The organism is Mesorhizobium sp. M2A.F.Ca.ET.046.03.2.1, from assembly GCF_003952425.1.
Taxonomy (GTDB): Bacteria; Pseudomonadota; Alphaproteobacteria; order Rhizobiales; family Rhizobiaceae; genus Mesorhizobium.
The window spans coordinates 5,110,622-5,136,591 of sequence record NZ_CP034449.1; the positions used below are offsets into that span (position 1 = coordinate 5,110,622).

A 25,970-nucleotide genomic window follows, 5' to 3' on the forward strand; every position below is an offset into this window, starting at 1 on the left:
CTGCCGTGGTTACCTGCGTAGAGCCCCGCCGGCGACCAGATCGGACGCCGGCGGGTTTGTGGCCTCCACGAGAGAAAAATGTTCGACCGCATCTTCACCTGCTTCGAAAGCCGTTATTCGCCGGTGGCGCTGGCCGACGACGGGCAGCCGCCAATGGGGCTTTGGCGGTTCTACTGGTATTTCATAAGGCAGTTTCGCGCCGCCTATCGGCTGCGCATGATCATCGTTGCCGTGGCGGCGATCATCGACGCGATGCTGCCGATTTTCGTCGGCCTGATCGTCGGCCTGCTCGCCAGCACCAGGCCCGGCGATTTCTTCGCCGCGCATGGGCCGCTGCTCGTCCTGATGGCCTTCGTCGTGCTTTTGCGTCCGCTGTCGATGGTCGTCGATGCGCTGATCCGCAACCATGCCATTGCGCCGAACCTCATCGACCTCATCCGCTGGCAGAGCCACTGGCATGTCGTGCGCCAGGACTGGTCGTTCTTCCAGAACGACTTTGCCGGCCGCATCGGGACCAAGGTCATGCAGAGCGGCGATTCGGTGGAGATGAGCGTCAATCTCACCGTCGATGCCGTCTGGTATGCGCTGGTCTTCGTCGCGGTCGCCATCGTGGTGCTGGCGCGGCTCGACCCGCTTCTGCTGGCGGTCGTGGCGGTCTGGCTGGTGTTCTATTGCCTGATCTTCTGGTCCGCGATGCCCAGGATCACGCAACGCTCGTCCCAATTGTCGGAGCGGTGGTCGCAGGTGAGCGGCCGCATGGTCGACAGCTACACCAACATCCTGACGCTCAAGACATTCTCGACCGGCGAGCACGAGGACAAATATGTCTCGCAGGCGGTGGTCGAGCACGCCGACACATTCTACCAGCTGATGCGCGTTTTCACGCTGATGTGGTCGGCCTTATTCGTCCTCAACGCGGCGCTGCTTATCGCCGTGAGCTGGGTGGCGCTCGCCGGCTGGAACGCCGGGACGATGACCACCGCCGCCGTGGCGACCGCGATACCTTTCGCGCTGCAGATCGCCAACATCTCCGGCAGGATCCTCGATGTCGGCGCCAATGTCTTCCGGCAGATCGGCGTCGCCAGCAACTCGATGACGACGATCGCGCGGCCGATCGTCATGCAGGACCAGCCGGACGCACCGGCCCTCGTCGTAACCGCCGGCGGCATCGAGTTCGACCGGGTGAACTTCAACTTTTGGCGCAAGGACGGCAAAGGCGGCGTCATCGACAACCTGTCGCTGAAGATCGCGCCGGGCGAGCGGGTCGGCCTGATCGGCCGTTCCGGGGCCGGCAAATCGACGCTGGTCAATCTCGTGCTGCGGCTGTTCGACGTGCAGGACGGCAAGGTGCTGATCGACGGGCAGGACATCCGCAACGTCTCGCAGGAGAGCGTTCGTGGGGCGATCGGCTTCGTCAACCAGGACACCTCGCTCTTGCATCGATCTGTTCGCGAGAACCTCAAATATGGGCGCCAGTCGGCCAGCGACGAGGCGATGCTCAACGCCGCGAAAGCCGCCCAGATCGACGAGGTGATCGCGGGGCTGACCGATCCGCATGGGCAGAGCGGCTATGAGGCGCTTGTCGGCGAGCGCGGCGTGAAACTGTCCGGCGGCCAGCGGCAACGCATCGCCATTGCCCGCGTTATGCTGAAGGACGCGCCGATCCTCATCCTCGACGAGGCGACCTCCGCGCTCGATTCGGAGGTGGAGGCCGCCATCCAGGAGAACCTCTACAAGCTCATGCAGGGCAAGACCGTCATCGCCATCGCGCACCGGCTGTCGACGATCGCGGCGATGGACCGGCTCGTCGTCATGGACAAGGGCCGCATCGTCGAGGACGGCTCGCATGAGGCGCTGATCGCCAAGGGCGGGCTCTATGCGCAGCTCTGGCGCCGCCAGTCTGGCGGCTTCCTGCTGGAGGAAAAGCCGGTCGCCGACGCCCCGCCGACGAAAGGTGAAGCCGCCGAATGATGCAGGCCATCTATCGCTGGTTCGAGCACTGGGTCTACCCGTTCCGCGAGCCCGCGAATCTGCGGCCGCCCGCCGGCGTCGGCGGCTTCCTCTGCCACTATGTCGGACAGGCGAAGCTTGCCTTCTTCGCCATGCTGATCATCGGCGGCATCGCGCCGCTGGTCGAGGCCGGCCTGTTCTATTTCGTCGGCAGGCTGGTCGACATCCTCGATCAGCTGCCCGGCGAGCGCAGCTGGCATGCGCTGTGGGCCGCGGCCGGACCTGAGCTCTTGTTCATGGGCGCAGTGGTGCTCGTCATCCGCACCGCCGTGGTCGGCCTGTCGGCGCTGGTCGACGAACAGACGATCACGCCCGGCTTCTACAATCTGGTGCGCTGGCAGGCGCACCGGCATGTCTCGCGCCAGTCCTATGCCTTCTTCCAGAACGATTTCGCCGGCCGCATCGCGACAAAAGTCTGGCAGGCGGGGCAGGCAACGGGCGACCTGATGGAAAGTTTCATCGAGGTCATCTGGTTCATGATCATCTATACTGTGACGACGCTGGCGCTGGTCGCCGGCCTGGACCTCAGGCTGGCGGTTCTGGTGGTGGTCTGGATCGCCGTGTTCGGCTGGCTGGCCAAACTCTATCTGCCGCAGATCCGCAAGAACGCCGAGGCGACGGCCGAGGCCGGGTCGATGATCACCGGCCGGATCGTCGATTCCTACTCCAACGTGCAGACGCTGAAGCTGTTCTCGGCGGATGGCGACGACCGCTACATCAGGAACGGTTTCGACATCTATCTCGACGCGCTTCGTCCGTTCACGCGCCGTCTGACCGGCGTGCGCATGGCGCTGACGACGTTGTCGGGCGTCATGATCACCGTGATCGCCGGCTTCGCCATCTATCTCTGGGTCGAAGGCTCGATCACGGTCGGCGCTGTCGCCTTCACGCTTTCTCTCGTCCTCAGGCTCAACATGCTGCTTGGAAGAGTGATGATGCAGCTCAACGGCATTTTGCGAAATCTCGGTGTGCTGGAGAATTCCAAGGCGATGATCTCGCAGCCGCTCGGCCTCACCGACGCCCCGGATGCAAAGGAACTGATCGTCACCGGCGGCCGCATCGACGTCAGCAACGTCACCTTCCATTACGGCAAGGGGGCAGGAGTGCTCGACGGCATCGACCTTGTCGTGCGTCCGGGCGAGAAGGTCGGCCTTGTCGGTCCGTCCGGCGCCGGCAAGACGACCTTGACCAATCTGATCCTGCGCCTCTACGACCTGGAAGGCGGCCGGATCCTGATCGACGGCCAGGACATTGCGCATGTGACGCAGAACTCGCTGCGCGGCAATATCGGCGTGGTCAGCCAGGACACCGCGCTGTTCCACCGCTCGCTGCGCGACAACATCAAGCTCGGCACGCCGGACGCTACCGACGCGCAGGTGATTGCCGCGGCCCAAAAGGCCGAGGCGGATGACTTCATCCTGGGACTGCGCGACAACCGCGGCCGCGCCGGCTACGAGGCCTATGTCGGCGAGCGCGGCGTGAAGCTCTCCGGCGGGCAGCGGCAGCGCGTGGCGATCGCGCGCGTTTTCCTCAAGGACGCGCCGATCCTCATCCTCGACGAGGCGACCTCGGCGCTCGATTCGGACATCGAGGCGGCGATCCAGGAAAACCTGACTCGGTTAATGGAAAACAAGACCGTGATCGCCATCGCGCACCGGCTCTCCACCATCGCGGCGCTCGACCGGCTGGTGGTGCTCGACGGCGGCCGCATCGTCGAACAGGGCACGCATGACGAGCTGGTGGCGCTCGACGGGCTCTATGCGCGGCTGTGGAAACGGCAGTCCGGCGGCTTCCTGTTCAACGAGGAAAGCGCGCTGGCAGAGACGCGGCCGGCGGAGTAGAACGGCGTCATGCCGGTACGCATGCCCACAAACTTTGGACGGTCAGGCGCGCAGGAAAGCGCGCTCGACCTGCTCGGCCACGAAATCCTCGCCGAAAAGGCCGCAGCGCTCGGCCGCGCCGGCCAGCGCGTGGAGGAAATCCTTGCCAGATTGCGCCAGAGTGGGGAGGGCGAGCACCGCAACCGGCTGCTCAAGGAAGCGGCCGCGGCCGTGCACGCCTATTTCATCCAGCGCGAGCTTTGCGGTCTGCGCAAGCACGATGCAGTGATCCGCGAATACGACATCCCACGGGCGGTTTTGGTCAGGCTCGGCGCCAGCTAGGCGCTCTTTGGTTTGACCACAATCTTTCCCGAAAACCGGTTCCCACTTTTTGCTGCGCTGACCTGCGGTTCGGTATTATGGTCTATTCCAGCCATTCCGTGATGAAGTGGCCGTTCTCGTGGATGTCGGTGCTTTCGAGCGGACCGGGGCCGAGATTGGTGAATTTGTGCGGCGTGTCGGGGGGCACGATCAGGATCTGGCCGGCGGTGGCCTTGATTTCCTGGTCGCCGATGGTGAAAAGGCCGGTGCCGGAACGGATGACGAAGATCTCCGCATAGGGGTGCTTGTGCAGGCGCGGGCCGCCGCCGATCCTTTCCTGATAGTTGAAGATCAGGCAGGAGTTGGCGCCGAACTGGCCGCATTGCAGCTCGCCCTTCCAGCGGTCGGGGGATGCGGCCCAGCTGTCGCGTTCAATGACATGCGCCATGGCGACAGAATAGACCGGGCCAGGAGCTGATGTCGAGGCGAACACCGCCCCGATTTCATCCCAGATTTCCCGCTGTTTGAAGCCGTCCGGCGGCCTGGCGGGAACGTGCCGGTCACGGCTGCCGCGCATCCCCGCGACAATCTGCCCTTGTGGCCTCACCCCGCTGGACAAAAACGGGCCGCACGCATAAACCGAAAATCCAAATGCCGGAGGAATTCGCTAGCCTGTTCGCCATGCGCTGTCGGGCAGGTGCGATTGAGCGGGGACAAGGCTCGGCCTCCGGTTAGGAAGAGGCGAAAGGATCAGGCACCCGTGAGCGCAACCGACATCCACGATCCCAACCGTCGCGATTTTCTCTACGTAGCCACCGGCATGGCCGCCGTTGTCGGCGCGGGAGCCGTCGCGTGGCCGTTCATCGACCAGATGCGCCCCGACGCCTCGACGCTGGCGCTGGCCTCGGTCGAGGTCGACGTCTCCTCGCTGCAGCCTGGCAGCTCGCTGATCGTCAAGTGGCGCGGCAAGCCGGTGGTGGTGCGCAACCGCACCGAAAAGGAAATGAAGGACGGCGAGGCCGTCAATCTTGCCGATCTCAAGGATCCGATCGCGCGCAATGCCAACCTGCCTTCCGACGCGCCGGCGACCGACGCCAACCGCACGACGCCCGGCAAGGAAGCCTGGATGGTGATGGTGCAGGTCTGCACCCATCTCGGCTGCATCCCGCTCGGCCAGGAAGGCGATTTCGGCGGCTGGTTCTGCCCGTGCCATGGTTCGCAATACGACACCGCCGGCCGCATCCGCAAAGGCCCGGCGCCGGAGAACATGGCGATCCCGGTATTCAAGTTCATTTCCGATACCAAGATCCTTATCGGTTGAGGCAGGGGACATTTCGATGAGCGAGGGACACTCGACCTATACGCCCAAGACCGGTGTCGAGCGCTGGTTCGATGCGCGCATGCCGCTGCCGCGGCTGATTTATGACAGCTTCGTCGCCTATCCGGTGCCGCGCAACCTCAACTACATGTGGACGTTCGGCGGCATCCTGTCGATCATGCTGGTCTCGCAGATCCTGACCGGCATCGTGCTGGCGATGCACTACACGTCCGACACCAATCTCGCCTTCGATTCGGTCGAGAAGATCATGCGCGACGTGAATTCGGGGTGGCTCCTGCGCTATCTCCATTCCAATGGCGCCTCGTTCTTCTTCGTCGCCGTCTACATCCACATCTTCCGCGGCCTGTTCTACGGCTCCTACAAGGCGCCGCGCGAGCTGCTGTGGATTCTCGGCTGCATCATCTACCTTCTGATGATGGCCACCGGCTTCATGGGCTATGTGCTGCCCTGGGGGCAGATGAGCTTCTGGGGCGCCACCGTCATCACCGGCTTCTTCAGCGCCATTCCGCTGGTCGGCAACTGGATCCAGCAGTTGCTGCTCGGCGGCTTCGCGGTCGACGATCCGACGCTGAACCGCTTCTTCGCGCTGCATTACCTGTTGCCGTTCATGATCGCCGGCGTCGTCGTGCTGCATATCTGGGCGCTGCATGTCGTTGGCCAGTCGAACCCGACCGGCATCGAAGTCAAGTCGAAGACCGACACCGTCGCCTTCACGCCCTACGCGACCATCAAGGACGCGTTCGGCATGATCGTGTTCCTGTTCTTCTTCGCCTATTTCGTCTTCTACCTGCCGAATTTTCTCGGCCACCCGGACAACTACACGGTCGCCAACCCGCTGAAGACGCCGGCCCATATCGTTCCGGAATGGTACTTCCTGCCGTTCTACGCGATCCTGCGCGCCATCACCTTCAACATCGGCCCGATCAACTCCAAGCTCGGCGGCGTGCTGTGCATGTTCGGCGCCATCGCCATGCTGTTCCTGGTTCCATGGCTCGACACCTCCAAGGTGCGCTCGGCGGTCTACCGTCCGTGGTACAAGCTGTTCTTCTGGCTGTTCGTCGCCGACGCCATCCTGCTTGGATGGCTGGGCTCGCAGCCGGCGGAAGGCGCTTACGTGTTCATGGCGCAGATGGCGACGCTGTTCTATTTCGCCTTCTTCCTGATCGTCATGCCGGTGCTTGGCCTGATCGAGACGCCGCGCAGGCTGCCGAACTCGATCACCGAAGCGGTGCTGGAAAAGAACAAGGGCGGCAGCGGACATCCGGCAGGCGCGACCGCCGCGCCGGAAACCAAAGGCTGAGGATCTGAGGGGATTTTGGGTATGAAGAAGATTCTCACCTCGCTGGCGCTGCTCGGCCTGGTGGTCGCGGGCACCTGGATGTCAAGTGCTGGGGCCATCGCCGCGGAAGAGGAACACAACGCGGCCGCTCCGACGCATTTCCCGATCAACGAGCCGAAGGAAATGAGCTGGAGCTTCGCCGGCCCGTTCGGCACCTACGACAAGGCGCAGCTGCAGCGCGGCCTCAAGGTCTACAAGGAAGTCTGCTCGGCCTGCCATTCGATGAACCTGGTGGCCTTCCGCACGCTGGAGGGGCTCGGCTATTCGGAAGCGCAGATCAAGACGCTGGCCGCCGGATACACCATCCATGACGGCCCGAACGATGCCGGCGACATGTTCGACCGTCCCGGCAAGCCGTCGGACCACTTCCCGGCGCCGTTCCCGAACGAGCAGGCTGCGGCTTCCGCCAATGGCGGCGCCGCCCCGCCGGACATGTCGCTGCTCGCCAAGGCGCGCGGCGTCGAGCGCGGCTTCCCGCGCTTCATCTTCGACATCTTCACCCAGTATGCGCAGGGCGGCCCGGATTACATCCACTCGCTGCTCACAGGCTACGACCAGACGCCGCCGGCCGGCATGGTGATCCCGGAAGGCACGCATTACAACCCGTACTTCCTGTCCGGCGTGTCCCTGAAGATGCCGAAGCCGCTCTCGGACGGCCAGGTGACCTATGACGACGGCTCGCCGCAGACTGTCGACCAGTATGCCCGTGACGTCTCGGCGTTCCTGATGTTTGCCGCCGAGCCGCATCTCGAGGACCGCAAGAAGACCGGCTTCCGCGTCATGGTCTTCCTGCTGCTCTTCGGCGCGCTGGTCTACATGACCAAGCGCAGGGTGTGGGCAGACGTCGCGCACTGAGCCGGCCGGCTTCCAGAAAAATGCTCGGGCGCCGAAAGGCGCCCTTTTCTTTTCGGCCGCTTGCCGGCAAAACTGTGCGGCAACGGATCAACCGCTTATGAAATCCTCCCTCGAAGACACGCTGCTTGCGGCCATCCGCACCATTCCGGATTACCCCAAGCCTGGCATCTTGTTTCGCGACATCACCACGCTGCTTGGCGATGCCCGCGCCTTCCGCCGCGCCATCGACGAACTGGTGCATCCCTATGCCGGGCTGAAGATCGACAAGATCGCCGGCATCGAGGCGCGCGGCTTTATCCTGGGCGGCGCCGTGGCGCACCAGCTTTCCGCCGGCTTCGTGCCGATCCGCAAGAAGGGCAAGCTGCCTTACGAGACGGTGCGCGTCGCCTACAGCCTCGAATACGGCCTGGACGAGATGGAGATGCATAAGGACGGCGTGTCGCCCGGCGAGAAGGTGATCGTGGTCGACGACCTGATCGCCACCGGGGGCACCGCGGAAGCAGCGGTCAGGCTGCTCAGGCAGATCGGCGCCGACATCGTCGCGGCCTGTTTCGTCATCGACCTGCCGGACCTTGGCGGTCGCAAGAAGCTGGAAGCGCTCGGCGTGCCGGTGAGGACGCTGATCGGGTTCGAGGGGCATTGAGGCGCCTCTTCCTTTTCCCCTTGTGGGAGAAGGTGTCGCCGAAGGCGACGGATGAGGGGTGCTCCAGGGAAAGCCAACGTCTCACTCCGCTGGAACACCCCTCATCCGTCTCGGCGCTACGCGCCGATCCACCTTATCCCACAAGGGGAGAAGGAAGAGGCGCTACTCCACCTTCACCAGCACGGCGCTGTCGAATTCGATGACCTTGTCGCCGGTCGAATCGAACCCTTCCGAGCGCAACGTGAGCAGGTTCCAGCCGGGGCGTCGGGCGAGCGGGCGGTGCGCCAGCGCGGTGCGCGTGAAGGTCACGGTCTCGCCCGCATAGACCGGCTTCAGCCATTTCAGATTACGGAAGCCGGGCGAGGGACCGAATTCGGGCTGCGGGCCGGGGCCGGTCCAGCGCACGCCCTCGGTCTCCATGCGCTTTTCGAGATTGTATTTCATCCAGGTGGCGGCGGTGTGCCAGCCCGAGGCGCAGAGCCCGCCGAGCACGCTCTTCTTCGCCGCCTCCTCATCGACATGGAAGACCTGCGGATCGTATTTCCTGGCGAACGCCTTGATCTCGTCGGCCTCGAACTTGTGCGAGCCGAGCGTGACGGTCTGGCCGATCAGGAAGTATTCGTCCAAAGTCATGATAGGCCTCGTGCGGCATCACGCGCGAGGAACATGCCGGTGTTCTCCAGCTCGAAGACACTCTCGCCGCGCTGGTTGACCAGTTCGCTGCGCATGGTGATCAAGCCGAGCTGAGGCCGCGATTTGGACTGGCGCTTGGACAGGATCGTGACCGTGCCGCGCAAGGTATCGCCGGCCAGAACCGGCTTCTTCCATTTCACATGCTCGATGCCGGGCGACCCTTGAGAGGTCGAATCGAGCAGGAAGGCGTCGCACAGCATGCGCATGAACATCGCGCAGGTGTGCCAGCCCGAAGCCGAAAGGCCGCCGAGGATGCTCGCCTTGCCGGCTTCCTCGGCGAGATGCATCGGCTGGGCATCGAATTCCGAGGCGAATTCGATGATCTCGGCAGCGCTTACAGTCTTGCTGCCGAGGTCGAGCGAGGAGCCCTCGACGAAATCCTCATAGGCCCAGGTCTTTCCGGTCATGCTGGCAATCCGGTTGACGAATGCGTGATCCCCAAATCGGCATTCCCGGATGAAGGTCCAAGGCAATTTGGTCAAGTGATTTCTGGTAAGCCAGCCGTCGCTGGCCGACACTGTCAGAGCCAGCCGCGGCGGCGGAAATACCAGAAGGGCAGGATGGCCGAGACCACCATCAGGCCGATGGCGAAGGGATAGCCGAACTCCCATTTGAGCTCGGGGATGATGTCGAAATTCATGCCGTAGATCGAGGCGACCAGCGTCGGCGGCAGGAAGATGACCGCGGCGACCGAGAAGATCTTGATGATGGCGTTCTGCTCGATCGAGATCATGCCGAGCGTGGCGTCGAGCAGGAAGGAGATCTTCTGCGACAGGAAGGTGGCATGGTCGGCGAGCGACAGCACGTCGCGCGACAGCGTCTTGATACGGGCGCGCACATCCTTGCTCATCTTGGTCTGGCCCGCGACATGGGCAAGAAAGCCGGCGAGGCGCTGCAGCGAGATCAGGCTGTCGCGGACCGAGGAGGCGAGGTCCTCCTTGCGGCCGATGCCTTTCAGGAGCTCCTGGAAATCGCGGTTGCGCTTCGAAGCCTTGGTCGAGCGCGCCTGGAAAATGTCGCGCGAAATCGCCTCGACCTCCCGGCCGGCGCGCTCGAGGATGTCGGCCAGGCGATCGACGATCGCCTCGAGAAGGCCGATCAGGATGGTGTCGCCGCTGGTGCAGCCGGTCGCCACCTTTTCGGCGCGCAGCGGGAAGGTCTTGAAGGCCTTGGGTTCGTGGTAGCGGATGGTGATCAGCCGATTGCCGGCAAGCGCGAAGGTCACCGGCGACATCAAAGGATCGTCGGCCTCGGTCTGTGCCGGCAGCACGGCGGTCATGAAGTAGCCGCCGTCCTCGACATAGAGGCGGCTCGATATCTCGATCTCCTCCATCTCCTCACGGGTCGGGATGGCTATGCCCAGCCAGCTCTCGATGCGCGCCTCTTCCTCCTTGGTCGGGTTGAAGAGGTCAGCCCAGACGACCCTGTCGCCATCCGCCGCGAGATCCTCGGTGAGACGCAGGCGGTCATTGTCCACGACGAAGGCCTTTATCATCGCCGGGTCTCCTGAAGGATCAGGTGTTGAACTTGAACAGCATGATGTCGCCGTCCTGGACGACATACTCCTTGCCTTCGTCGCGCGCCTTGCCGGCTTCCTTGGCGGCCACTTCACCGCCCAGCGTGACGAAGTCGTTGTAGGAGATGGTCTGGGCGCGGATGAAGCCGCGCTCGAAGTCGGTATGGATGACGCCGGCCGCCTGCGGCGCCTTATCGCCCTTGTGGATCGTCCAGGCGCGCGTCTCCTTCGGTCCGACGGTGAAGTAGGTGATCAGATGCAAGAGTTCGTAGCCGGCGCGGATCACCTTGTTGAGGCCGGGCTCGTCGAGGCCGATCGAGGCTAGGAACTCCATTTCCTCCTCGTCGGAAAGCTGGGCGACCTCCGCCTCGATCGCCGCCGAGATCACCACCGTGCCGGCACCCTGGGCTGCCGCCATCTTCTCCACCGCCCTGGTGTGCTCGTTGCCCGTGGCGGCGTCCGCCTCGGCGACGTTGCAGACATAGAGAACGGGATGCGAGGTGAGCAGGTTCAGCCCCTGCAGGATGCGCAGATCCTCCGCCGCGATGCCGTTGAGCAGGAAGCGCGTCGGCTTGCCGGCCTGCAGCAGTTCGAGCGACGCCTCCATCATCGGCAGGACGGCCATGGCTTCCTTGTCCTTGCCGGCGGCGCGCTTGCGGACCTGGGCGATGCGGCGCTCGAGGCTTTCGAGGTCGGCAAGCATCAGCTCGGTCTCGACCGTCTCGGCGTCGGCGACCGGATCGATGCGACCCTCGACATGGGTGATGTCGTCATCCTCGAAGCAGCGCAGCACATGCACGATCGCGTCGACCTCGCGGATATTGGCAAGGAACTGGTTGCCCAGCCCTTCGCCCTTGGAGGCGCCGCGCACCAGACCAGCGATGTCGACGAAGGAGATGCGGGTCGGGATGATCTCCTTCGACTTGCCGATCGCCGCGATCTTCTGCAGGCGCGGATCCGGCACCGCCACCTCGCCGGTGTTCGGCTCGATGGTGCAGAAAGGATAGTTGGCGGCCTGCGCGGCGGCCGTCCTGGTCAACGCATTGAACAGCGTCGACTTGCCGACGTTGGGCAAGCCAACGATGCCACATTTGAAACCCATGTTCGTCCAGTCCCGTCGGAATTCGATTTTGCTGAGGGCTATGGGCGATAGCGGTGACGAACGTCAAGCCCCAGGCGCCCGTTCGTTCGGCGCTCACTCCTTGCTGAACAGCTTCTTCAGCATGGCGGCCATCGGGCCGCTCTCGGGAAGCTTTGCCGCCGGCTGCTGCGGGCGCGCCTGGCGAACATGGCTTTGCTGCTTCGGCGGTTTGGGCGGCGGGCGGTCCTCATCGCCGGTCGGCACGAGTTTTTCACGCAAGGCGAGCGTGACGCGGTTCATGAAGGAATTGTCGTCGCCCTTGGCGAGCAGAGCGGCATCGTCGGCGATTGCGTCCAGCAGGACATCCAGCCATTCGCGATCGGCCTTGGCGAAATCGCCGAGCACATGGCCGTGCACCATCTCCTTGACGCCGGGGTGGCCGACGCCGATGCGCACCCGGCGATAGGCATTGCCGACATGCTGATCGAGCGAGCGGATGCCGTTATGGCCGCCGGAGCCGCCGCCCACCTTGACCCTGAGCTTGCCGGCGGCAAGGTCGATCTCGTCGTAGAAGACGGTGAGCGCGGACGGCTCGAGCTTGTAGAAGCGCAGCGCTTCGCCCACCGACTGTCCGGAAAGGTTCATGAAGGTCTGCGGCTTGATCAGCAGCACCTTCTCGCCGCCGAGCGTGCCTTCCGAAATCAGGCCCTGGAATTTTCGCGACCAGGGCGAAAAGGAATGGCGGCGGGCAATCGCGTCCGCCGCCATGAAGCCGACATTGTGCCGGTTGTTTTCGTATTTCGCGCCCGGATTGCCGAGGCCTGCAAAGACAAGCATCGCCGCCTCCGGATGCAGAAATAGGTTACTTCTCTTCGGCCGCCGGGGCCGCCGTCTCGGTCGCCGCCACTTCGGTGGTGGCTTCCGTCTCCGGCTTCATGGCCGACGAGCCGGCAATGGTCGCGATGGTGAAGTCGCGATCGGAGATGACCGGCTTGACGCCGGCCGGCAGCTTGACCGCCGAGATGTGGATCGAGTCGCCGATGTCGGTGCCGGCGAGATCGACGGTGATGAATTCCGGGATCGCGTTGGCCGGGCAGTGGAACTCGACTTCGTGGCGAACGATGTTGAGCACGCCGCCGCGTTTGATGCCGGGCGACTTGTCCTCATTGATGAAGTGGACGGGCACGTCGACATTGACCTCGGTGTCCTTGCCGATGCGCAGGAAGTCGACATGGACAGGGAAATCCTTGACCGGGTCGAGCTGGAAGTCCTTCGGCAGGACCTGAATCTTCTTGCCGTCGACATCGATCGTGGCGACCGTGGTCAGGAACCCGCCGCCATGGATCTTGTAGAAGATGTCCTTGTAGTTCAGCGCAATCGCCAGGGGAGGCTGCTTGTCGCCGTAGATAACTGCAGGCACTTTACCGTTGCGGCGAACTGCACGGGCGGACCCCTTACCGACCTGTTCGCGCGCTTCGGCTTTGAGCTCATAAGCATCGTGGCTCATGGCATTTCCTTTCGCGTGTTGTGGAGCGCTCGCGGTCGGCGTAAGCCCGACCGTAAACGTCGAAAGCCGTCGCGGCCTTGCACGATCCGTCCGATGCGTTTGGCAATCCAAATGCGTTGGAATCATGCGAGGCCTGGCCGGCCTTCCTCCGCGTTGCCTCCAAGGGTGTCTACGCGGGTGGCGGCTCTATAGCGGAAGGCGGGCAAGGGCGCAAGATCAACGGCGGTAGGCCTCGGCGCTGCCCGCCAGGGCTTCAAACGATGCTCGTGCCGGCATGGGCCGGCTTTACCGAGGCGACCATGAAGGACATTCGTAGAATTGGAGAAGGACGCCGTATTGGCGATTTCCCCAGCCGTGCCCAAAGGCCTGTCGGCATCAGCGCTATTTGGCGAGGAAGTCCAGGATCAGCTTGACGGTCGCGTCGGGATTTTCCTCCATGATCCAGTGGCCGGAGCCGGGCACGATGCCGGCCGTCACATTGCTGGCGACGAAACGCAGATCGTCGGCCTGCGCCGCGCCGAAAGACTTCTCCGCACCGACGGCCAGAACCGGCATGGCGACCTTGCCGCCCTTGGCGAGGAATTCCTTGTTGTCCGTGGCATCCTGGCTGAAGGCGGCGAACTGCTCGAACGCATCGTGCATGGCGTGGGGACGCGCATAAAGCGCGGCATAATGCGCGCGGGTGGCCTCGTCGATCTTCTTGGGATCGCCGGACAACTCGTTCCAGAAGCGGTCGAGATAGATGCGTTCGCGCCCGGCGACCAGACGCTCCATGTCGGGACCGCGGAAATTGAAGTGCCACAACAGCGGCAGGCGGATGATGTTGTCCCAGTCGCCGATGCCGGGCAGCGGCGCGTCGATGACGACCCAGCGGGTGATGCGGTCGCGATACTGTGCGACGAGGGCGTAACCCACCATGTTACCGATGTCGTGTGTGACGAGATCCGCCTTGTCGATCTTCAGATGGTCGAGGATGCCGGCGATATCGAGGGCCTGGTTCTTCTTGGTGTAACCGGTGTCGGGATGCGCCGACAGCCCCATGCCGCGCAGATCGGGCACGATCACGGTGTGATCTTTCATCAGCTTCGCCGCGACAGGCGCCCACATGTCGCCGCTGTCGCCAAAGCCGTGCAGCATGATGACGGCCGGGCCTTGTCCGCCGACGCGGACATGAAGGCTGGTGCGGTTGGTCTCGATCGTCTGTGTCTTGAAGCCGTGAGGGAACGGGACAATCTTCGCCGAAACCGGCAAAGCGGAAAGGAGCAGGCCCAACGCGGCCACGACCATCCTGTACATGCCAATCTCCCGGAACTGGCCGAATTGCTAAAATCTGACGTCGATTGAACGAAGCAGACCTTTTGTCGTGCCGCAAGCGCCCGCGACGGGAATTTTTCATCCAGCGGGCGAGATCGGTCTCGGCGACATGAGATGTGTGAATGTAGGATCGGGCGGGTTTCAATCGTCCTGGGGCAGACACCCGAAAACGCGTGGGGACGCAAATGAAACTCCTGTTCAGCCGCAATCCAAATCCTCGCCTCGCTGTCGCCACGGCGCGCCATCTCAAGGCAGAGATCGCGTTCGAATACGCATCGCCCACGGCGCCGGGGCAGGCCGAGCACTACCGGGCGCTCAACCCTAATCTGACCTTGCCGATCCTGGTCGGTCCGGGCTGGAGCCTTTGGGAGGCCGATGCCATCGCCTGCCGGCTGTCCCGCGACGTTCGCTCCGATTTCTGGCGTAGCGGGAACGACGAGCCGGACATGATCCGCTGGCTAAGCTGGGGCAAGGAACGGTTCGCCTTCGCGTGCGACATGGTGCATTTCGAGCGCGGGACCAAGCAGCGCTATGGGATCGGTCCCATCGATCAGGCGCTGGTCGAGGAGGGGTTGAGGCAATTCCATAGCGCCGCGGCGATCCTGGAGCCCGAGCTTTCCGGACGCGACTGGCTGGTCGGCAATTCCATCTCCTATGCCGATTTCCGCATGGCGACATTCCTGCCCTTCAACGACGCCGCCCGATTGCCGCTCGACGACTATCCGGCGACACGCCGCTGGTACGGCCGGCTGGAGGCGATCGACGCCTGGCGCGACCCGTTCCAGGGGTTGGAGGCACCGCCGCTGGCGCCGGTGAAGATCGAGGCGTGACCCAGCTTTTGCGCGATTCCGGACGCTAGGCGTCGTCTGCCTGGCCGCCATTCAGCGCGTCGCGCAGCGCCTGGATTTGCCGGTTCAAGGCATCGAGCTCGGCCAACGTCATGCCCGAGCGCTCGATCAGGGTCTCGTTCAGGCAATTGCACTGGACGAGCAGGGCTCGTCCGCTAGGCGTCAGGTCGACCTGCACCTGGCGCTCGTCGGCCTGGCTGCGCTGGCGAGTGACGAGGCCGGCCTGTTCCATTCGCTTCACCAGAGGCGTGATGGTGCTCGATTCCAAAGCGAGCCGGTGTGCGATGCCGCCCACCGACATGCCGTCAGCCTCGCCCAGCGCATTGAGCACGAGATATTGCGGATAGGTGATGCCCATTTCGTCCAGCATCGGTTTGTAGGTACGATTGATTGTCATGCTGGTCGCGTAAAGCGTGAAACAGAGCTGATTGTCCAAGGGAAGAGGCACGGCACGATCCTTTTGCCGACTGAGCAACGATTATGTACCACGGAAAATGTTATCGTGATACATATTTCTATGGACAAGCCGGCTCGATGGCGGTACCCATATCGTTATCGTGATATTATTTATTGCGAAAATTACAAAGGAGATAGAGATGACTGAAGCTTCGCAGACCAAGATCGGCAGTGGCACGATCACCACCAAGGACGGCACGCAGATCTTCTACAAGGACTGGGGGACCGGCCAACCGATCGTCTTCCACCATGGCTGGCCATTGAGCAGCGATGACTGGGACGCCCAAATGCTGTTCTTCCTGTCGAAGGGCTACCGCGTCATCGCGCATGACCGGCGTGGACACGGCCGTTCGACCCAGACGGACACCGGCAACGAGATGGACACCTATGCCGCCGATGTAGCGGCGCTCGTGGCGCATCTCGATCTTAAGAACGCGATCCATGTCGGTCATTCGACCGGCGGCGGCGAGGTGGCGCGCTACGTCGCCCAATATGGCGGCGGTGGTCGTGTCGCCAAGGCCGTGCTGATTGGGGCGGTGCCGCCGATCATGCTGAAGAGCGACGCCAATCCAGGCGGCCTGCCGATCGAGGTGTTCGATGGCTTCCGTTCCGCCCAGGCAGCCAACCGCGCCCAGTTCTTCCGCGATGTGCCGGCCGGGCCGTTCTATGGCTTCAACCGTCCGGGCGCGGTGGTCTCGCAAGGCGTTGTCGACAATTGGTGGCGCCAGGGCATGATGGGCGGTACCAAGGCGCATTACGATTGCATCAAGGCCTTCTCGGAAACCGACTTCACCGAGGATTTGAAGAAGATCGACGTGCCAGTGCTGGTCATGCATGGCGACGACGATCAGATCGTCCCGATCGCGGACTCCGCTCTGCTTTCGGTCAAGCTGCTCAAGAAGGGCGAGCTCAAGGTCTACAAGGGCTTCCCGCACGGCATGGCGACGACCCATGCGGATGTCATCAACGCCGACCTGCTGGCCTTCTTCAAGGCTTGAAGCAGGTTGCCAAACACGAAGCACCCGCCAGGCGGCGGGTGCTTCGATCTTCGGAGGCCGTTCGGAGTACCCGGGCAATCAGGCCCTTCGCGCTTCCTTCATATTGGGCAGGAACACCGTCAGCAGACCGAGGAAGGGCAGATACGAGCAGACCTGGAAGACGAAATCGATGCCCTTCACGTCGGCGATGACGCCGAGCACCGCGGCGGCGATGCCGCCTATGCCGAAGGCGAAGCCGAAGAAGATGCCGGCGATCGTGCCGACGCGGCCCGGAACCAGCTCCTGCGCGAACACCACGATGTTGGAGAAGGCCGACGACAGGATCAGGCCGATCAGCACGGTGAGCACCATCGTCCATTCCAGATTGGCGTAGGGCAGCGCCAGCGTGAAGGGCAGCACGCCGACGATCGAGAACCAGATCATCGCCTTCTGGCCATAACGGTCGCCGAACGGACCGCCAAGCAGGATGCCCAGCGCCGATGCGCCGAGGAACAGGAAAAGCATGATCTGACTCGTCTGCACCGAGACGCCGAACTTGTGGATGGAATAGAAGGTGTAGTAGCTGGACAGCGAGGCGATATAGGCGTTCTTGGTCAGCACCAGCAGCGTCAGCACGGCGAGCGCGCCCATCACATTCTTGCGCGGAAAGGGCGACACCTGGGCGACTTGCTTGCGGGTGGCCTGCGAGGCGCGCATGCGGCTGTACCAGCCGCCGACCTGCCACAGCACGAAGATGCCGATCAGCGAGCCGATGGCGAACCAGGAGATGCTGGTCTGGCCGAAGGGCACGACGATGAAGGCGGCAAGCAGCGGACCCATCGACTGGCCGAAATTGCCGCCGACCTGGAACAGCGACTGCGCAAGGCCGAAGCGGCCGCCCGAGGCGAAGCGGGCGATGCGCGAGGATTCCGGATGGAAGATCGCCGAGCCGATGCCGATCAGCGAGGCGCCGACCAGAAGCAGCACATAGTGGCCGGCATAGGCCAGCACGATCAGGCCGACCAGCGACGAAGCCATGCCCCAAGGCAAGGAATAGGGCATTGGCCGCTTGTCGGTGATCATGCCGATCACCGGTTGCAGCAGCGAGGCCGTGACCTGGAAGGTGAAGGTCAGAAGGCCGATCTGCCAGAAATCGAGACCGTAGTTCTCTTTAAGAAGCGGATAGATCGCCGGCAGCAGTGACTGCATGATGTCATTGATGCCGTGGCAGAAGCTCACCGAAAGGATGACGGCAAAGACCGTCGCTTGCGCCGAGGCGCTGCTTGCCGTCGCCGGCGTGGCGACGGATGTGGCGGTCGTATCAGTCAAGGCAATGCTCCGTAGTCTTTTTGGCGGCGAACCGCAGCAGTCTCATGGGATAGGACGCTTGCCTTATAATCGGCTTGAATGGCGACTTCTTTCGTGGTTTGGTCCAATAGTTTCGCAAGTGGGCCACATCCGATGCCGCATGGCCGGGAAATCTTCAGGGGCGACGCCACCGAGCTGGGCCGGCTGCATGAAAGCCGCTGGCAGTGGCTGGAGGAGGCCGTCGGGCCGGCGGTGGCGCTGCCGACCGAATATCCAGACGGCTATCACGTGCCGCAACACCGCCACAGCCGCAGCCAGCTTTTGCATGCTCTGGTGGGGGTGGTGTTGGTGACGACGAAGCACGGGCGCTGGATGGTGCCGCCCGACCATGCGATGTGGATACCGGCCGGCACCGAGCATTCGGTCGAGATGCTGGGCGACGTCTCGATGCGCTCGGTCTATGTGATGCCTGATGCCATTGCCGGTCTGCCGGAGGGATTGCGCGTCGTCGGCATCACCGAGCTGATGCACAGCCTGATCGTTGAATCGGAGAAACTGCCGCAAGGCGGCGAGATCGAAGGGCGGGCAGCGCTGGTCATGGGACTGCTGCTGCACGAAATCCCGAACCTGCCAGAACGCCCGCTTGGGTTGCCTTTCCCGTCCGATCCGAAGCTCGCGGCGCTTTGCAGGCGCTTCGTGGCGGCTCCTTCGCCGCACGCTACGATCGACGAGTGGGCGGATGCCGCAGGCATGAGCCGGCGCACTTTCACCCGCGCTTTCCAGCGCCAGACCGGGCTGTCGCTTTCGACCTGGCGCCAGCAGGCCTGCCTGTTCGCCGCGCTGCCAAGGCTCGCCGATGGCGAGCCGATCACCAGGGTGGCGCTCGATCTCGGCTATGACAGCGTGCCGGCCTTCACCACCATGTTCAAGCGCATGCTCGGCGCTTCGCCGCGCGGCTATATGCGCGGCGCGCGCGATGCCGGTGAAAACCCGCGCCGCGCAGGCGGCCCGCTTGCTGCGTGAAACCGAGCCGCGGCATCGGCTCGAGGCATCGCATCTCTTGGTGGTTCCACCCAGACTTCTGGTTGCAAGTTGCAATCAGATATGATTCTTTGCGGGGGCGCGAAATCGGAGGAACGCTATGGCGACGATCGTCTATGCCATGCTGACATCGCTCGATGGTTACATCGCCGGCTCGAGCGGAGACATCGACCTGCCGGTCCCCGAAGAGGAACTTCATCAGCATTTCAACGACGAGATGCGGCGGACGTCGATCGCGCTCTGCGGACGCCGGATGTATGAGACCATGCGCTTCTGGGACAGCCCGGAGCGTGAGATCGCCGCCGAGGAGGTCGAGCGGGATTTTGCCCACGCCTGGCGTGAAACGCCGAAGATCGTGTTTTCGACCACGCTTCAGGAAGTCGGGCCAAATGCCCGTCTGGTGAAGGAGCATGCCGAGGCGGTGGCAAGGTCGCTCAAGGCGGACATGGACGGCGAGATTTCCGTTTCCGGCGCCGAGCTTGCCGGGCACCTTGCGCGCGCGGGGCTGATCGACGAATACCGGCTCTATATGCATCCAGTCGTGCTCGGCGGCGGCAAGCCGTATTTCCAGTCCGGCCTGTCGCTGGCGTTGAAGCCGCTCGGCACGGAGCGCCTTGCACAAGGCGTGACGCTGCTGCGTTACGCGCCCATCGCAATCGACTAGAGCAATTCCAGGAAAAGTGTGAGCGGTTTTCCGTCCGGAATTGCGCAAAAACAAAGAGATAGAGCGGTTCGCCGTTTCCGTAAAACGGTGAAACGCTCTAGTCGAACAGGCTCGAGACCGACTCTTCCGTCGCCGTGCGTGAGATCGCCTCGCCCATCAGGTCAGCGATCGAGATGACGCGGATGTTCGGTGCGTCGAGCACGCCCTGCGTCGGCTGGATGGAATCGGTGATCACCAGCTCCTGCAGCTTCGAGCCGGCGATGCGGGCGACGGCGCCGCCCGACAGCACGCCATGGGTGATGTAGGCGGTGACGGACGTCGCGCCGTTGGCGAGCAGCGCGTCGGCCGCGTTGCAAAGCGTGCCGCCGGAATCGACGATATCGTCGATCAGCAGGCAATCCTTGCCGGCGACCGCGCCGATGATGTTCATGACTTCCGATTCACCGGGGCGCTCGCGGCGCTTGTCGACGATGGCCAGCTGCGCGTCGAAACGCTTGGCCAGCGCGCGCGCCCGCACCACGCCGCCGATGTCGGGCGACACGACCACGACATTGCCGAGCTGCTTGTACTTGGCCTTCACGTCGCGGGCCATCACCGGCACCGAGAACAGATTGTCGGTCGGGATGTCGAAGAAACCCTGGATCTGGCCGGCATGCAGATCGAGCGTCAGCACGCGGTCGGCGCCGGCGCGGGTGATCATGTTGGCGACCAGCTTGGCCGAGATCGGCGTGCGGCCGGAGGCGCGTCGGTCCTGCCTTGCATAGCCGAAATAGGGGATGACCGCCGTGATGCGTCGCGCCGAGGACCGCATGAAGGCGTCCATCATGATGAGCAGTTCCATCAGATGGTCGTTGGTCGGATAAGAGGTGGACTGCAGGATGAAGACATCCTCGCCGCGCACGTTTTCCTGGATCTCGACGAAGATTTCCTGGTCGGCGAAGCGCCTGACGCTGGCCTTCCCTAGCGGGACGTTGAGATAGCGAGCGACCGCTTCGGCCAGCACCCGGTTGGAATTGCCCGCGAAAAGCTTCATGCACCGTTCCTGGTGAAGGATGGAGAGACCCGAGAGACTCTCAACGAGCCTTTTAAGCGGGCTTTTAGCGGCCCGCGCCGGTATTGCAAGCCTCGTTATCGGGAATCCCTTCGGCGACTGCAACAAACAAGCAAAACATCGCAAGCCGGCAACAGTTTGGCCGGCAACAGTTCGGCCGGCTACCGTACGGTCAACCGGCGCCGCCGCTGCCGAGCCACGCGGCGAACTGGTCGATCGTCTGGTCGGCGATGGCGTGCATGGTCGCGGGTGCCACCGCGGGCCAGCCCTCGCCGCTGCCGACCGTGGGCGCTTTCTGCTGGCCGTTGATGCGATGCAGGCGGTTCCCCGAGGGGTCGTAAATGTCCCAGACATAGATGACGGTGGTGTCCTTGCCCTCGGACATCGTCGAGAAATAGCCTTTCAGCACATGCGTCGCCGTCTGGTCGGTGCTGCCGACAAGCGTCAAGCCGCGTTGCTTGGCGCGGGTCTGCAGTTCCGCCGTCAACGGTGCCGCCGCGTCCACCGATGCGCCGACGATCGGCGCCACCTGCAACCGTGTCTTGGCCAGGGCAGCGGTCTGGGCCGATGTCCTGGGTGACGCTGTGATGGAAGGCGCGGGAGAAGGGGCAGGCGCGGTCGTGGTCGGGGTTGTGGCCGTCGTCGATGTGCCCTGCGGGGCGGCCGAGGACTGGGCCGAGCTCGCCGGCGGAGTGATGGCCGAAGGTTCGAGCACGTCCTTGGCGTTGGTGCAGGCGCCGAGCGCCAGCGCTGCAAGCAATGACACGGTCGTCATCCGCGATCGTCTCATTTGCTTGAAAACTCCCTAGTGGCGAACGCCCCCGCGTGAACCAACCATTATGGATTCACTGCACGATCAAGTCGAGATCATGGCGCGACAGCGGCTTCGGCGCCGATTCCGTGGTGAGGTAGGTGCGGCCGAGCGTCATGGCCGTCTCGGTCTCGGAGTCCATGATGATCATATGCGCGAATAGCGTCATATTGGGCGCGATCGGCTCCGGATTGCCTTGGTAGAACATCGGCATGTCCATCCAGGATGGCGTGAAGCGGGCGCCGACCGAGTAGCCGCAGGCGTTCAGCCGGTGCTTGGTCAGATTGTGCGCTTCGAGCGTGCGGGCATGCGCGTCGAAGACATCGCCGAAGGTGTTGCCCGGCGTCAGCGCCTTTTCGACCGCGAGCAGCGCGGCTCGGGAAGCGTCGAACAATTCCTGATGGCGCTTCGACACCTTGCCCGTCAAAATGGTGCGCATCATTGGGGCATGATAGTGGTGGAACACGCCGGCCCATTCAAGCGTCAGCTGGTCGTTCTTGGTAAGCTTGCGGCGGCCGGCCTTGTAGCGGCAGAGCAGGGCATCGGCGCCTGAGCCGATGATGTATTCGTTGGCCGGATAGTCGCCGCCGCCGGCAAAGACAGCGCCCTGCATGGCGGCGAGGATCAGCCCTTCGTCACCACCCTGCTTGATCAGCGGCAGGGCGGCATCGAGCGCGTCGTCGGAAAGATTGGCGGCCTTTTCCGCCTTGGCGATCTCGGCCGGGCTCTTGAACAGGCGCAGCCGGCCGACGATGCCGGAGGCATCGGCGATCTGGCCGAAGGTCTGCAACTGCTCGTCTAGGCGGCGGCCGTTATAGGCGGTCAGGCCATGGGTGTCGTATTCGACGCCGATGCGGGCGCCGAGCAGATCGAGGTCGTTGAGCAGGTTGCGCAGGTCGATTGCCGGGTTGGCGCCCTGACGATCGGTCCACAGCACGATGTTCTCGATGGTCGAGGTATGGCGCGCTTGCCTCAGATCAGCCGAGCGGGTGAGCAGCACCATCGAGCCGTCGGCCTTCACCACCAGGCACTGGAAGAAGCAGAAGCCGAACGTGTCGTAGCCGGTCAGCCAGTACATGCTCTCCTGCGCGAACAGGAGCACGGCGTCGAGCTTCTTTTCGGCCATCTCGATCAGCAGCCGGTCACGCCGCGCGTCGAATTCCGAACGTTCGAAATGCAGCGCCATTACTCTTTCTCCAGAACGATTGCCGAAACCTGGCGCCCGTAATCCGCTTCCTTGCGGTGTGTGGTGCGCCGGTAGGAATAGAAAAGGTCTTCTTCCGCGTAGGTGCAGCGGCCAAGCCCCTCGGCGGTCACGCCGGCCTTGCGCAGCCGGTCGACCGTATATTGGTTGAGGTCGAACATCGAGTGGCCGACAGTCCTGGATGGGCTGAAATAGCGTTCATTGCCGGCGTCGGCCTCGACGAAGCGGGCGACAAATTCCGGCCCGACCTCGTAATTGTCGGGCCCGATCGAGGGGCCAAGCACGGCGACGATGCGGTCGCGGCGGGCGCCGAGGCCCTCCATCGCCGCGACGGTGTTCTCGAGCACGCCGGTGAAGGCGCCCTTCCAGCCGGCATGGGCGGCGCCGATGACGCGCGCCTCGTCATCGGCAAACAACACCGGCCCGCAATCGGCGGTCGATGCGCCGATGGCGATGCCCGGACGATCGGTGACGATGGCGTCGGCTTTCGGGCGAGGGGCGGCGAAGGGTTCCCTGGCGACAACGACATCCGGCGAGTGGATCTGGTGCGCGGTCAGCAGATGGTCCGCGGGCACACCCATCCAATCGGCGACGCGCCGCCGGTTCTCGGCGACCAATGTCTGGTCGTCGCTGGAGCCCGTGCCGATGTTGAGGCCCCGATAGATGCCGTCGGAGACGCCGCCGATGCGGGTGAAGTAGCCGTGGCGCATGCCTTGCGCCTTTTCAAGCAGCGGCGAGCGTACTGGATCGGGTCTGGTCTGATTCAGCATGGTTGGGTTTGTCGTCCGTGCAAGGCGGGTTCGTCAAGGCGAAGTTCGGAGACGAGCGGGCCAGCCACCGAGGCCGCGCGCCGATCTCAGCCGCCTTTCGCCTTCGGCAGGACCTTCATCACCTTGAACAACTCGCCCATGGCGTCGGGGCCGGCCAGGCGTTCGACCGCGTCCGATATGACCTGACGTGTTTCGGCATCGGCATCGGCGCCGAGCGTTCCGGCACGTTCGAGCAGGCCCATGCCGAGCAGGAATTCGCCCTGGGTCGACAATTGAACATCGTGACCGTGCGCCCGCGCGATGTCGGCGAGAGCGGCGAAATCGACATGGGCGGTGAGGTCGGCTTCGCCTGGATTGGCCAGAACGTCCTCGCGCTCGTGCCGGCGCAGCGCCTGGAATGTGTCGCCGATCCCCGGCTGCAGATGGCCGTAGTCGATGAAGAGGCCGGCGCCGCCCTGGCCGGCTATGCGTTCGGCGATCTGCGCCATCAGCGCCGAACGGGCAGGCGCCACTTCGACGATGGCGCCTTGCGGCGCATCGGCGGCGCCAGGGGGCAGCAGCGCCGGGTCGACGGATCCCGCGCCGGCGAAGAAGTGCAGCTCATCGGCGCCGTCGAGGCCGACCACGCGCTCGCGCCAGCCCGCGCCGACATAGACGAACTGCCGGATCGGCACCGCGTCGAACAATTCGTTGCCGACGATGAAGAGCGGCTGCGGCGGCAGCGTGTCGAGGCTCTGGTGCCAGCCAAGCGCAACGTTCTGCCCCGCAAGCGTCTGCTTCTGTATCTCGGCCAGGCGCGTGCTGGTCTCGACCATGGCAAAGGAGGCGCCGGCCACCAGCGCCGGGTCGAGCCGTGACCAGGTGCGCAGCATGTCCTTCATCAGCGTGCCGCGGCCGGGACCGATCTCGGCGAAGGTCGGGGGCAGGGGCCGGCCGGCGCCCTGCCAGGCCTGATAGAGCCAGACGGCGACGAGCTCGCCGAACATCTGGCTGATCTCGGGCGCGGTGATGAAGTCGCCGGCGGCGCCGAAGGGCTCGCGCGTCGTGTAATAACCCTCCTCGGGATCGAACAGGCAGAGCGCCATATATTCACTGACCGGGATCGGCCCCGCCGCGCCGATCAGGCCAATGATGCGCTGCTTCAGTGTGCTCATGCCGCCTGCGGCTGTGGCGTCGGCTTTGCCGTGGCCATGGCCCAGATGCCGGCGAGCACCATCGGCGTGGACAGGATCATGCCCATGGTCAGCCAGTTGGTATAGAGCAAATACCCGAGCTGGTGGTCGGGCTCGCGGAAGAACTCGATGAAGATGCGCGACAGGCCGTAGCCGCAGATGAAGGCGCCGCCGACGAAGCGAGGCGTCTTCAGTTTGAGCCGCGAATGAGTGAGGAAGCGCAGCACCAGGAACAGCACCAGGCCTTCGAGCAGCGCCTCGTAAAGCTGGCTCGGATGGCGAGGGTCGAGGCCGGCGGGACATTGCCCCAGCGCCTGCTGGAGGCGATCGTTGCAGAAGACGACGCCCCAGGGCATGTCGGTTGGCCTGCCCCAAAGCTCGGCATTGATGAAGTTGCAGACGCGCACCAGCCCAAGGCCGACCGGCACGCCGGCTGACACCACGTCGAACAATGTCCAGGTGTAGATGCCACGCTTGAGCGAAAAAAGCGTCATGGCGAGGATGACACCGAGCAGGCCGCCATGGAATGACATGCCGCCCTGCCAGACGGCGAAAATGTCGAGCGGGTGCGCAATGTAGCGCTTCAAGTCGTAGAACAGCACGTAGCCGGTGCGCCCGCCGAGCACGACGCCGATCGCCGCCCAGACGATGAAGTCGTCTAGGTCCTCGGGCTTCATCGGCAGGTGGCCGTCGGGCCAGAGGCGTGCGTTGGTGACCAGCCGCTTGGCATACCACCAGGCAAAGAGGATGCCGACGATGTAGCCGACGCCGTACCAGTGCACAGCCAGCGGCCCGATATTGACGATGACCGGATCGATGTTGGGGAAGGGCAGGGAGGCCAGCGGCAGCAGGAAATATTCGCTCAACAGGGTCTCCAGGGCGCGGTCATGTTCGGGCGCGGACCATGCGGCAGGGTTTTGGCGGGGTCAAGGCAACGGCAGCGCGGCAAATCTGAATTTGGGACGCAGCTAATCGCCGTTACGTGGCGGCTTTGGCTTTTGGCCTTGGGCCAATTCCCTGTATTTGGCTTCCAAGCGGTCAAACACCTCTTCGGCATGCATTGTCCGCTTTGCTTCGACGTCGCTGATGCCCTTGGCGAGCGCTGCGTCTAGTGCGGCAATGCGCTTTTCCGAACCCCCAGTGTTGGGCATCCCACGCTCCCGTTCGAAACATCCTATCAGATAATAACGACAACGACGGACACGGTGAGATCAAATCGTAACCACGTGA

The 25,970-nt window shown here is 63.7% G+C and carries 28 protein-coding genes; 11 read left to right on the forward strand and 17 right to left on the reverse strand.

Going from position 1 to position 25,970, the window contains the following annotated elements; translation table 11 throughout:
• The first annotated feature begins 78 nt into the window (after positions 1–78).
• From EJ072_RS24325 to EJ072_RS24335, 3 genes are read left to right on the forward strand one after another with little or no spacing between them, the layout of a single operon-like run.
• On the forward strand, positions 79–1,971 hold the full coding sequence (locus EJ072_RS24325; RefSeq protein ID WP_126081646.1) for an ABC transporter ATP-binding protein: 1,893 nt from the start codon (positions 79–81) through the stop codon (positions 1,969–1,971).
• Entirely contained in the window at positions 1,968–3,851 is a 1,884-nt protein-coding gene (locus EJ072_RS24330; protein ID WP_126081647.1) for an ABC transporter ATP-binding protein, read from the forward strand. The genes EJ072_RS24325 and EJ072_RS24330 overlap by 4 nt, the downstream gene beginning before the upstream one ends.
• Positions 3,852–3,860: 9 nt before the next feature.
• A complete protein-coding gene (locus tag EJ072_RS24335; RefSeq protein WP_126081648.1) occupies positions 3,861–4,172 on the forward strand; it encodes a DUF6665 family protein in 312 nt (103 codons plus the stop codon).
• An 82-nt stretch (positions 4,173–4,254) separates the two neighbouring features.
• On the opposite strand, the gene EJ072_RS24340 is transcribed toward EJ072_RS24335, so the two are convergent.
• Positions 4,255–4,599 carry a cupin domain-containing protein gene (locus EJ072_RS24340; RefSeq protein ID WP_126083739.1) on the reverse strand — a complete coding sequence of 115 codons (345 nt, stop codon included), beginning with the start codon at positions 4,597–4,599 and terminating at the stop codon, positions 4,255–4,257.
• 312 nt (positions 4,600–4,911) lie between these two features.
• Between EJ072_RS24340 and petA the strand changes: the two genes are divergently transcribed.
• The 4 genes from petA to EJ072_RS24360 all read left to right on the forward strand — a co-directional run bounded on the left by petA (position 4,912) and on the right by EJ072_RS24360 (position 8,327).
• Positions 4,912–5,472 (forward strand): ubiquinol-cytochrome c reductase iron-sulfur subunit, encoded by a 561-nt coding sequence (petA, locus tag EJ072_RS24345; protein ID WP_042647595.1) that lies wholly within the window; start codon positions 4,912–4,914, stop codon positions 5,470–5,472.
• A gap of 16 nt (positions 5,473–5,488) precedes the next feature.
• Positions 5,489–6,790 carry a cytochrome b N-terminal domain-containing protein gene (locus EJ072_RS24350; protein ID WP_126081649.1) on the forward strand — a complete coding sequence of 434 codons (1,302 nt, stop codon included), beginning with the start codon at positions 5,489–5,491 and terminating at the stop codon, positions 6,788–6,790.
• Between the two features lie 21 nt (positions 6,791–6,811).
• Positions 6,812–7,684 carry a cytochrome c1 gene (locus tag EJ072_RS24355; RefSeq protein ID WP_126081650.1) on the forward strand — a complete coding sequence of 291 codons (873 nt, stop codon included), beginning with the start codon at positions 6,812–6,814 and terminating at the stop codon, positions 7,682–7,684.
• Positions 7,685–7,781: 97 nt separating this feature from the next.
• Complete coding sequence (locus EJ072_RS24360) at positions 7,782–8,327, forward strand: adenine phosphoribosyltransferase (RefSeq protein ID WP_126059756.1); 546 nt, start codon at positions 7,782–7,784, stop codon at positions 8,325–8,327.
• A 162-nt stretch (positions 8,328–8,489) separates the two neighbouring features.
• Here the strand turns inward: EJ072_RS24360 and EJ072_RS24365 are convergent, their stop codons facing one another.
• The 7 genes from EJ072_RS24365 to EJ072_RS24395 all read right to left on the reverse strand — a co-directional run bounded on the left by EJ072_RS24365 (position 8,490) and on the right by EJ072_RS24395 (position 14,420).
• Positions 8,490–8,960 carry a MaoC family dehydratase gene (locus tag EJ072_RS24365; RefSeq protein WP_126081651.1) on the reverse strand — a complete coding sequence of 157 codons (471 nt, stop codon included), beginning with the start codon at positions 8,958–8,960 and terminating at the stop codon, positions 8,490–8,492.
• Positions 8,957–9,427 (reverse strand): MaoC family dehydratase, encoded by a 471-nt coding sequence (locus tag EJ072_RS24370; protein ID WP_126081652.1) that lies wholly within the window; start codon positions 9,425–9,427, stop codon positions 8,957–8,959. The genes EJ072_RS24365 and EJ072_RS24370 overlap by 4 nt, the downstream gene beginning before the upstream one ends.
• A 113-nt stretch (positions 9,428–9,540) precedes the next feature.
• Positions 9,541–10,515 (reverse strand): magnesium/cobalt transporter CorA, encoded by a 975-nt coding sequence (corA, locus tag EJ072_RS24375; RefSeq protein WP_126081653.1) that lies wholly within the window; start codon positions 10,513–10,515, stop codon positions 9,541–9,543.
• A 19-nt stretch (positions 10,516–10,534) separates the two neighbouring features.
• Positions 10,535–11,638, reverse strand: a complete 1,104-nt coding sequence (ychF, locus tag EJ072_RS24380) for a redox-regulated ATPase YchF (RefSeq protein WP_126081654.1) — start codon at positions 11,636–11,638, stop codon at positions 10,535–10,537.
• A 93-nt stretch (positions 11,639–11,731) separates the two neighbouring features.
• Positions 11,732–12,454, reverse strand: a complete 723-nt coding sequence (pth, locus tag EJ072_RS24385; protein WP_126081655.1) for an aminoacyl-tRNA hydrolase — start codon at positions 12,452–12,454, stop codon at positions 11,732–11,734.
• Positions 12,455–12,479: 25 nt separating this feature from the next.
• Positions 12,480–13,124 (reverse strand): 50S ribosomal protein L25/general stress protein Ctc, encoded by a 645-nt coding sequence (locus tag EJ072_RS24390; RefSeq protein WP_126059761.1) that lies wholly within the window; start codon positions 13,122–13,124, stop codon positions 12,480–12,482.
• Positions 13,125–13,505: 381 nt separating this feature from the next.
• Positions 13,506–14,420: an alpha/beta hydrolase gene (locus EJ072_RS24395; protein WP_126081656.1), complete on the reverse strand. Its 915-nt coding sequence runs from the start codon at positions 14,418–14,420 to the stop codon at positions 13,506–13,508.
• A 203-nt stretch (positions 14,421–14,623) separates the two neighbouring features.
• On the opposite strand from EJ072_RS24395, the gene EJ072_RS24400 reads away from it, so the two are divergent.
• Positions 14,624–15,268 (forward strand): glutathione S-transferase family protein, encoded by a 645-nt coding sequence (locus tag EJ072_RS24400; protein WP_126081657.1) that lies wholly within the window; start codon positions 14,624–14,626, stop codon positions 15,266–15,268.
• Positions 15,269–15,293: 25 nt separating this feature from the next.
• On the opposite strand, the gene EJ072_RS24405 is transcribed toward EJ072_RS24400, so the two are convergent.
• The gene (locus EJ072_RS24405; protein WP_126081658.1) at positions 15,294–15,734 is read right to left on the reverse strand and encodes a MarR family transcriptional regulator; all 441 of its coding nucleotides are present in this window, start codon (positions 15,732–15,734) and stop codon (positions 15,294–15,296) included.
• 148 nt (positions 15,735–15,882) lie between these two features.
• Between EJ072_RS24405 and EJ072_RS24410 the strand changes: the two genes are divergently transcribed.
• A complete protein-coding gene (locus EJ072_RS24410) occupies positions 15,883–16,740 on the forward strand; it encodes an alpha/beta hydrolase (protein ID WP_126081659.1) in 858 nt (285 codons plus the stop codon).
• Positions 16,741–16,818: 78 nt separating this feature from the next.
• Here the strand turns inward: EJ072_RS24410 and EJ072_RS24415 are convergent, their stop codons facing one another.
• Positions 16,819–18,048, reverse strand: a complete 1,230-nt coding sequence (locus tag EJ072_RS24415; protein ID WP_189343088.1) for an MFS transporter — start codon at positions 18,046–18,048, stop codon at positions 16,819–16,821.
• Between the two features lie 132 nt (positions 18,049–18,180).
• On the opposite strand from EJ072_RS24415, the gene EJ072_RS24420 reads away from it, so the two are divergent.
• Complete coding sequence (locus tag EJ072_RS24420; RefSeq protein WP_126081661.1) at positions 18,181–19,050, forward strand: helix-turn-helix transcriptional regulator; 870 nt, start codon at positions 18,181–18,183, stop codon at positions 19,048–19,050.
• A gap of 118 nt (positions 19,051–19,168) precedes the next feature.
• A complete protein-coding gene (locus tag EJ072_RS24425; protein WP_126081662.1) occupies positions 19,169–19,732 on the forward strand; it encodes a dihydrofolate reductase family protein in 564 nt (187 codons plus the stop codon).
• Between the two features lie 97 nt (positions 19,733–19,829).
• Here EJ072_RS24425 and EJ072_RS24430 read toward each other — a convergent pair whose 3' ends face one another.
• From EJ072_RS24430 to EJ072_RS24460, 7 genes are all read right to left on the reverse strand, one after another.
• A complete protein-coding gene (locus EJ072_RS24430; protein ID WP_126081663.1) occupies positions 19,830–20,765 on the reverse strand; it encodes a ribose-phosphate pyrophosphokinase in 936 nt (311 codons plus the stop codon).
• Positions 20,766–20,955: 190 nt separating this feature from the next.
• Positions 20,956–21,573, reverse strand: coding sequence for a hypothetical protein (locus EJ072_RS24435; protein WP_126081664.1), 618 nt, complete (start codon positions 21,571–21,573; stop codon positions 20,956–20,958).
• A gap of 55 nt (positions 21,574–21,628) precedes the next feature.
• Positions 21,629–22,780 (reverse strand): Xaa-Pro peptidase family protein, encoded by a 1,152-nt coding sequence (locus EJ072_RS24440; protein WP_126081665.1) that lies wholly within the window; start codon positions 22,778–22,780, stop codon positions 21,629–21,631.
• Entirely contained in the window at positions 22,780–23,568 is a 789-nt protein-coding gene (gene pgeF / locus EJ072_RS24445) for a peptidoglycan editing factor PgeF (protein WP_126081666.1), read from the reverse strand. Before pgeF ends, EJ072_RS24440 begins: the two co-directional genes overlap by 1 nt.
• An 86-nt stretch (positions 23,569–23,654) precedes the next feature.
• Entirely contained in the window at positions 23,655–24,722 is a 1,068-nt protein-coding gene (locus tag EJ072_RS24450; RefSeq protein ID WP_126081667.1) for a class I SAM-dependent methyltransferase, read from the reverse strand.
• On the reverse strand, positions 24,719–25,606 hold the full coding sequence (lgt, locus tag EJ072_RS24455; RefSeq protein ID WP_126081668.1) for a prolipoprotein diacylglyceryl transferase: 888 nt from the start codon (positions 25,604–25,606) through the stop codon (positions 24,719–24,721). The genes EJ072_RS24450 and lgt overlap by 4 nt, the downstream gene beginning before the upstream one ends.
• A 102-nt stretch (positions 25,607–25,708) precedes the next feature.
• Positions 25,709–25,891, reverse strand: coding sequence for a hypothetical protein (locus EJ072_RS24460; RefSeq protein WP_126081669.1), 183 nt, complete (start codon positions 25,889–25,891; stop codon positions 25,709–25,711).
• Between the last annotated feature and the right edge of the window lie 79 nt (positions 25,892–25,970).

Bases quoted from the DNA above. Each gene is read 5' to 3' on its own strand.
- EJ072_RS24410 (WP_126081659.1), top strand. From the start codon at position 15,883: ATGACTGAAGCTTCGCAGACCAAGATCGGCAGTGGCACGATCACCACC.
- ychF (WP_126081654.1), bottom strand. From the start codon at position 11,638: ATGGGTTTCAAATGTGGCATCGTTGGCTTGCCCAACGTCGGCAAGTCG.
- EJ072_RS24425 (WP_126081662.1), top strand. From the start codon at position 19,169: ATGGCGACGATCGTCTATGCCATGCTGACATCGCTCGATGGTTACATC.
- EJ072_RS24335 (WP_126081648.1), top strand. From the start codon at position 3,861: ATGCCGGTACGCATGCCCACAAACTTTGGACGGTCAGGCGCGCAGGAA.
- EJ072_RS24400 (WP_126081657.1), top strand. From the start codon at position 14,624: ATGAAACTCCTGTTCAGCCGCAATCCAAATCCTCGCCTCGCTGTCGCC.
- EJ072_RS24360 (WP_126059756.1), top strand. From the start codon at position 7,782: ATGAAATCCTCCCTCGAAGACACGCTGCTTGCGGCCATCCGCACCATT.
- EJ072_RS24440 (WP_126081665.1), bottom strand. From the start codon at position 22,780: ATGGCGCTGCATTTCGAACGTTCGGAATTCGACGCGCGGCGTGACCGG.
- EJ072_RS24450 (WP_126081667.1), bottom strand. From the start codon at position 24,722: ATGAGCACACTGAAGCAGCGCATCATTGGCCTGATCGGCGCGGCGGGG.
- EJ072_RS24365 (WP_126081651.1), bottom strand. From the start codon at position 8,960: ATGACTTTGGACGAATACTTCCTGATCGGCCAGACCGTCACGCTCGGC.
- EJ072_RS24330 (WP_126081647.1), top strand. From the start codon at position 1,968: ATGATGCAGGCCATCTATCGCTGGTTCGAGCACTGGGTCTACCCGTTC.
- EJ072_RS24460 (WP_126081669.1), bottom strand. From the start codon at position 25,891: ATGCCCAACACTGGGGGTTCGGAAAAGCGCATTGCCGCACTAGACGCA.
- pgeF (WP_126081666.1), bottom strand. From the start codon at position 23,568: ATGCTGAATCAGACCAGACCCGATCCAGTACGCTCGCCGCTGCTTGAA.
- EJ072_RS24350 (WP_126081649.1), top strand. From the start codon at position 5,489: ATGAGCGAGGGACACTCGACCTATACGCCCAAGACCGGTGTCGAGCGC.
- corA (WP_126081653.1), bottom strand. From the start codon at position 10,515: ATGATAAAGGCCTTCGTCGTGGACAATGACCGCCTGCGTCTCACCGAG.
- pth (WP_126081655.1), bottom strand. From the start codon at position 12,454: ATGCTTGTCTTTGCAGGCCTCGGCAATCCGGGCGCGAAATACGAAAAC.
- EJ072_RS24420 (WP_126081661.1), top strand. From the start codon at position 18,181: ATGCCGCATGGCCGGGAAATCTTCAGGGGCGACGCCACCGAGCTGGGC.
- EJ072_RS24430 (WP_126081663.1), bottom strand. From the start codon at position 20,765: ATGAAGCTTTTCGCGGGCAATTCCAACCGGGTGCTGGCCGAAGCGGTC.
- EJ072_RS24390 (WP_126059761.1), bottom strand. From the start codon at position 13,124: ATGAGCCACGATGCTTATGAGCTCAAAGCCGAAGCGCGCGAACAGGTC.
- EJ072_RS24435 (WP_126081664.1), bottom strand. From the start codon at position 21,573: ATGAGACGATCGCGGATGACGACCGTGTCATTGCTTGCAGCGCTGGCG.
- EJ072_RS24395 (WP_126081656.1), bottom strand. From the start codon at position 14,420: ATGTACAGGATGGTCGTGGCCGCGTTGGGCCTGCTCCTTTCCGCTTTG.
- EJ072_RS24355 (WP_126081650.1), top strand. From the start codon at position 6,812: ATGAAGAAGATTCTCACCTCGCTGGCGCTGCTCGGCCTGGTGGTCGCG.
- EJ072_RS24325 (WP_126081646.1), top strand. From the start codon at position 79: ATGTTCGACCGCATCTTCACCTGCTTCGAAAGCCGTTATTCGCCGGTG.
- EJ072_RS24340 (WP_126083739.1), bottom strand. From the start codon at position 4,599: ATGGCGCATGTCATTGAACGCGACAGCTGGGCCGCATCCCCCGACCGC.
- EJ072_RS24370 (WP_126081652.1), bottom strand. From the start codon at position 9,427: ATGACCGGAAAGACCTGGGCCTATGAGGATTTCGTCGAGGGCTCCTCG.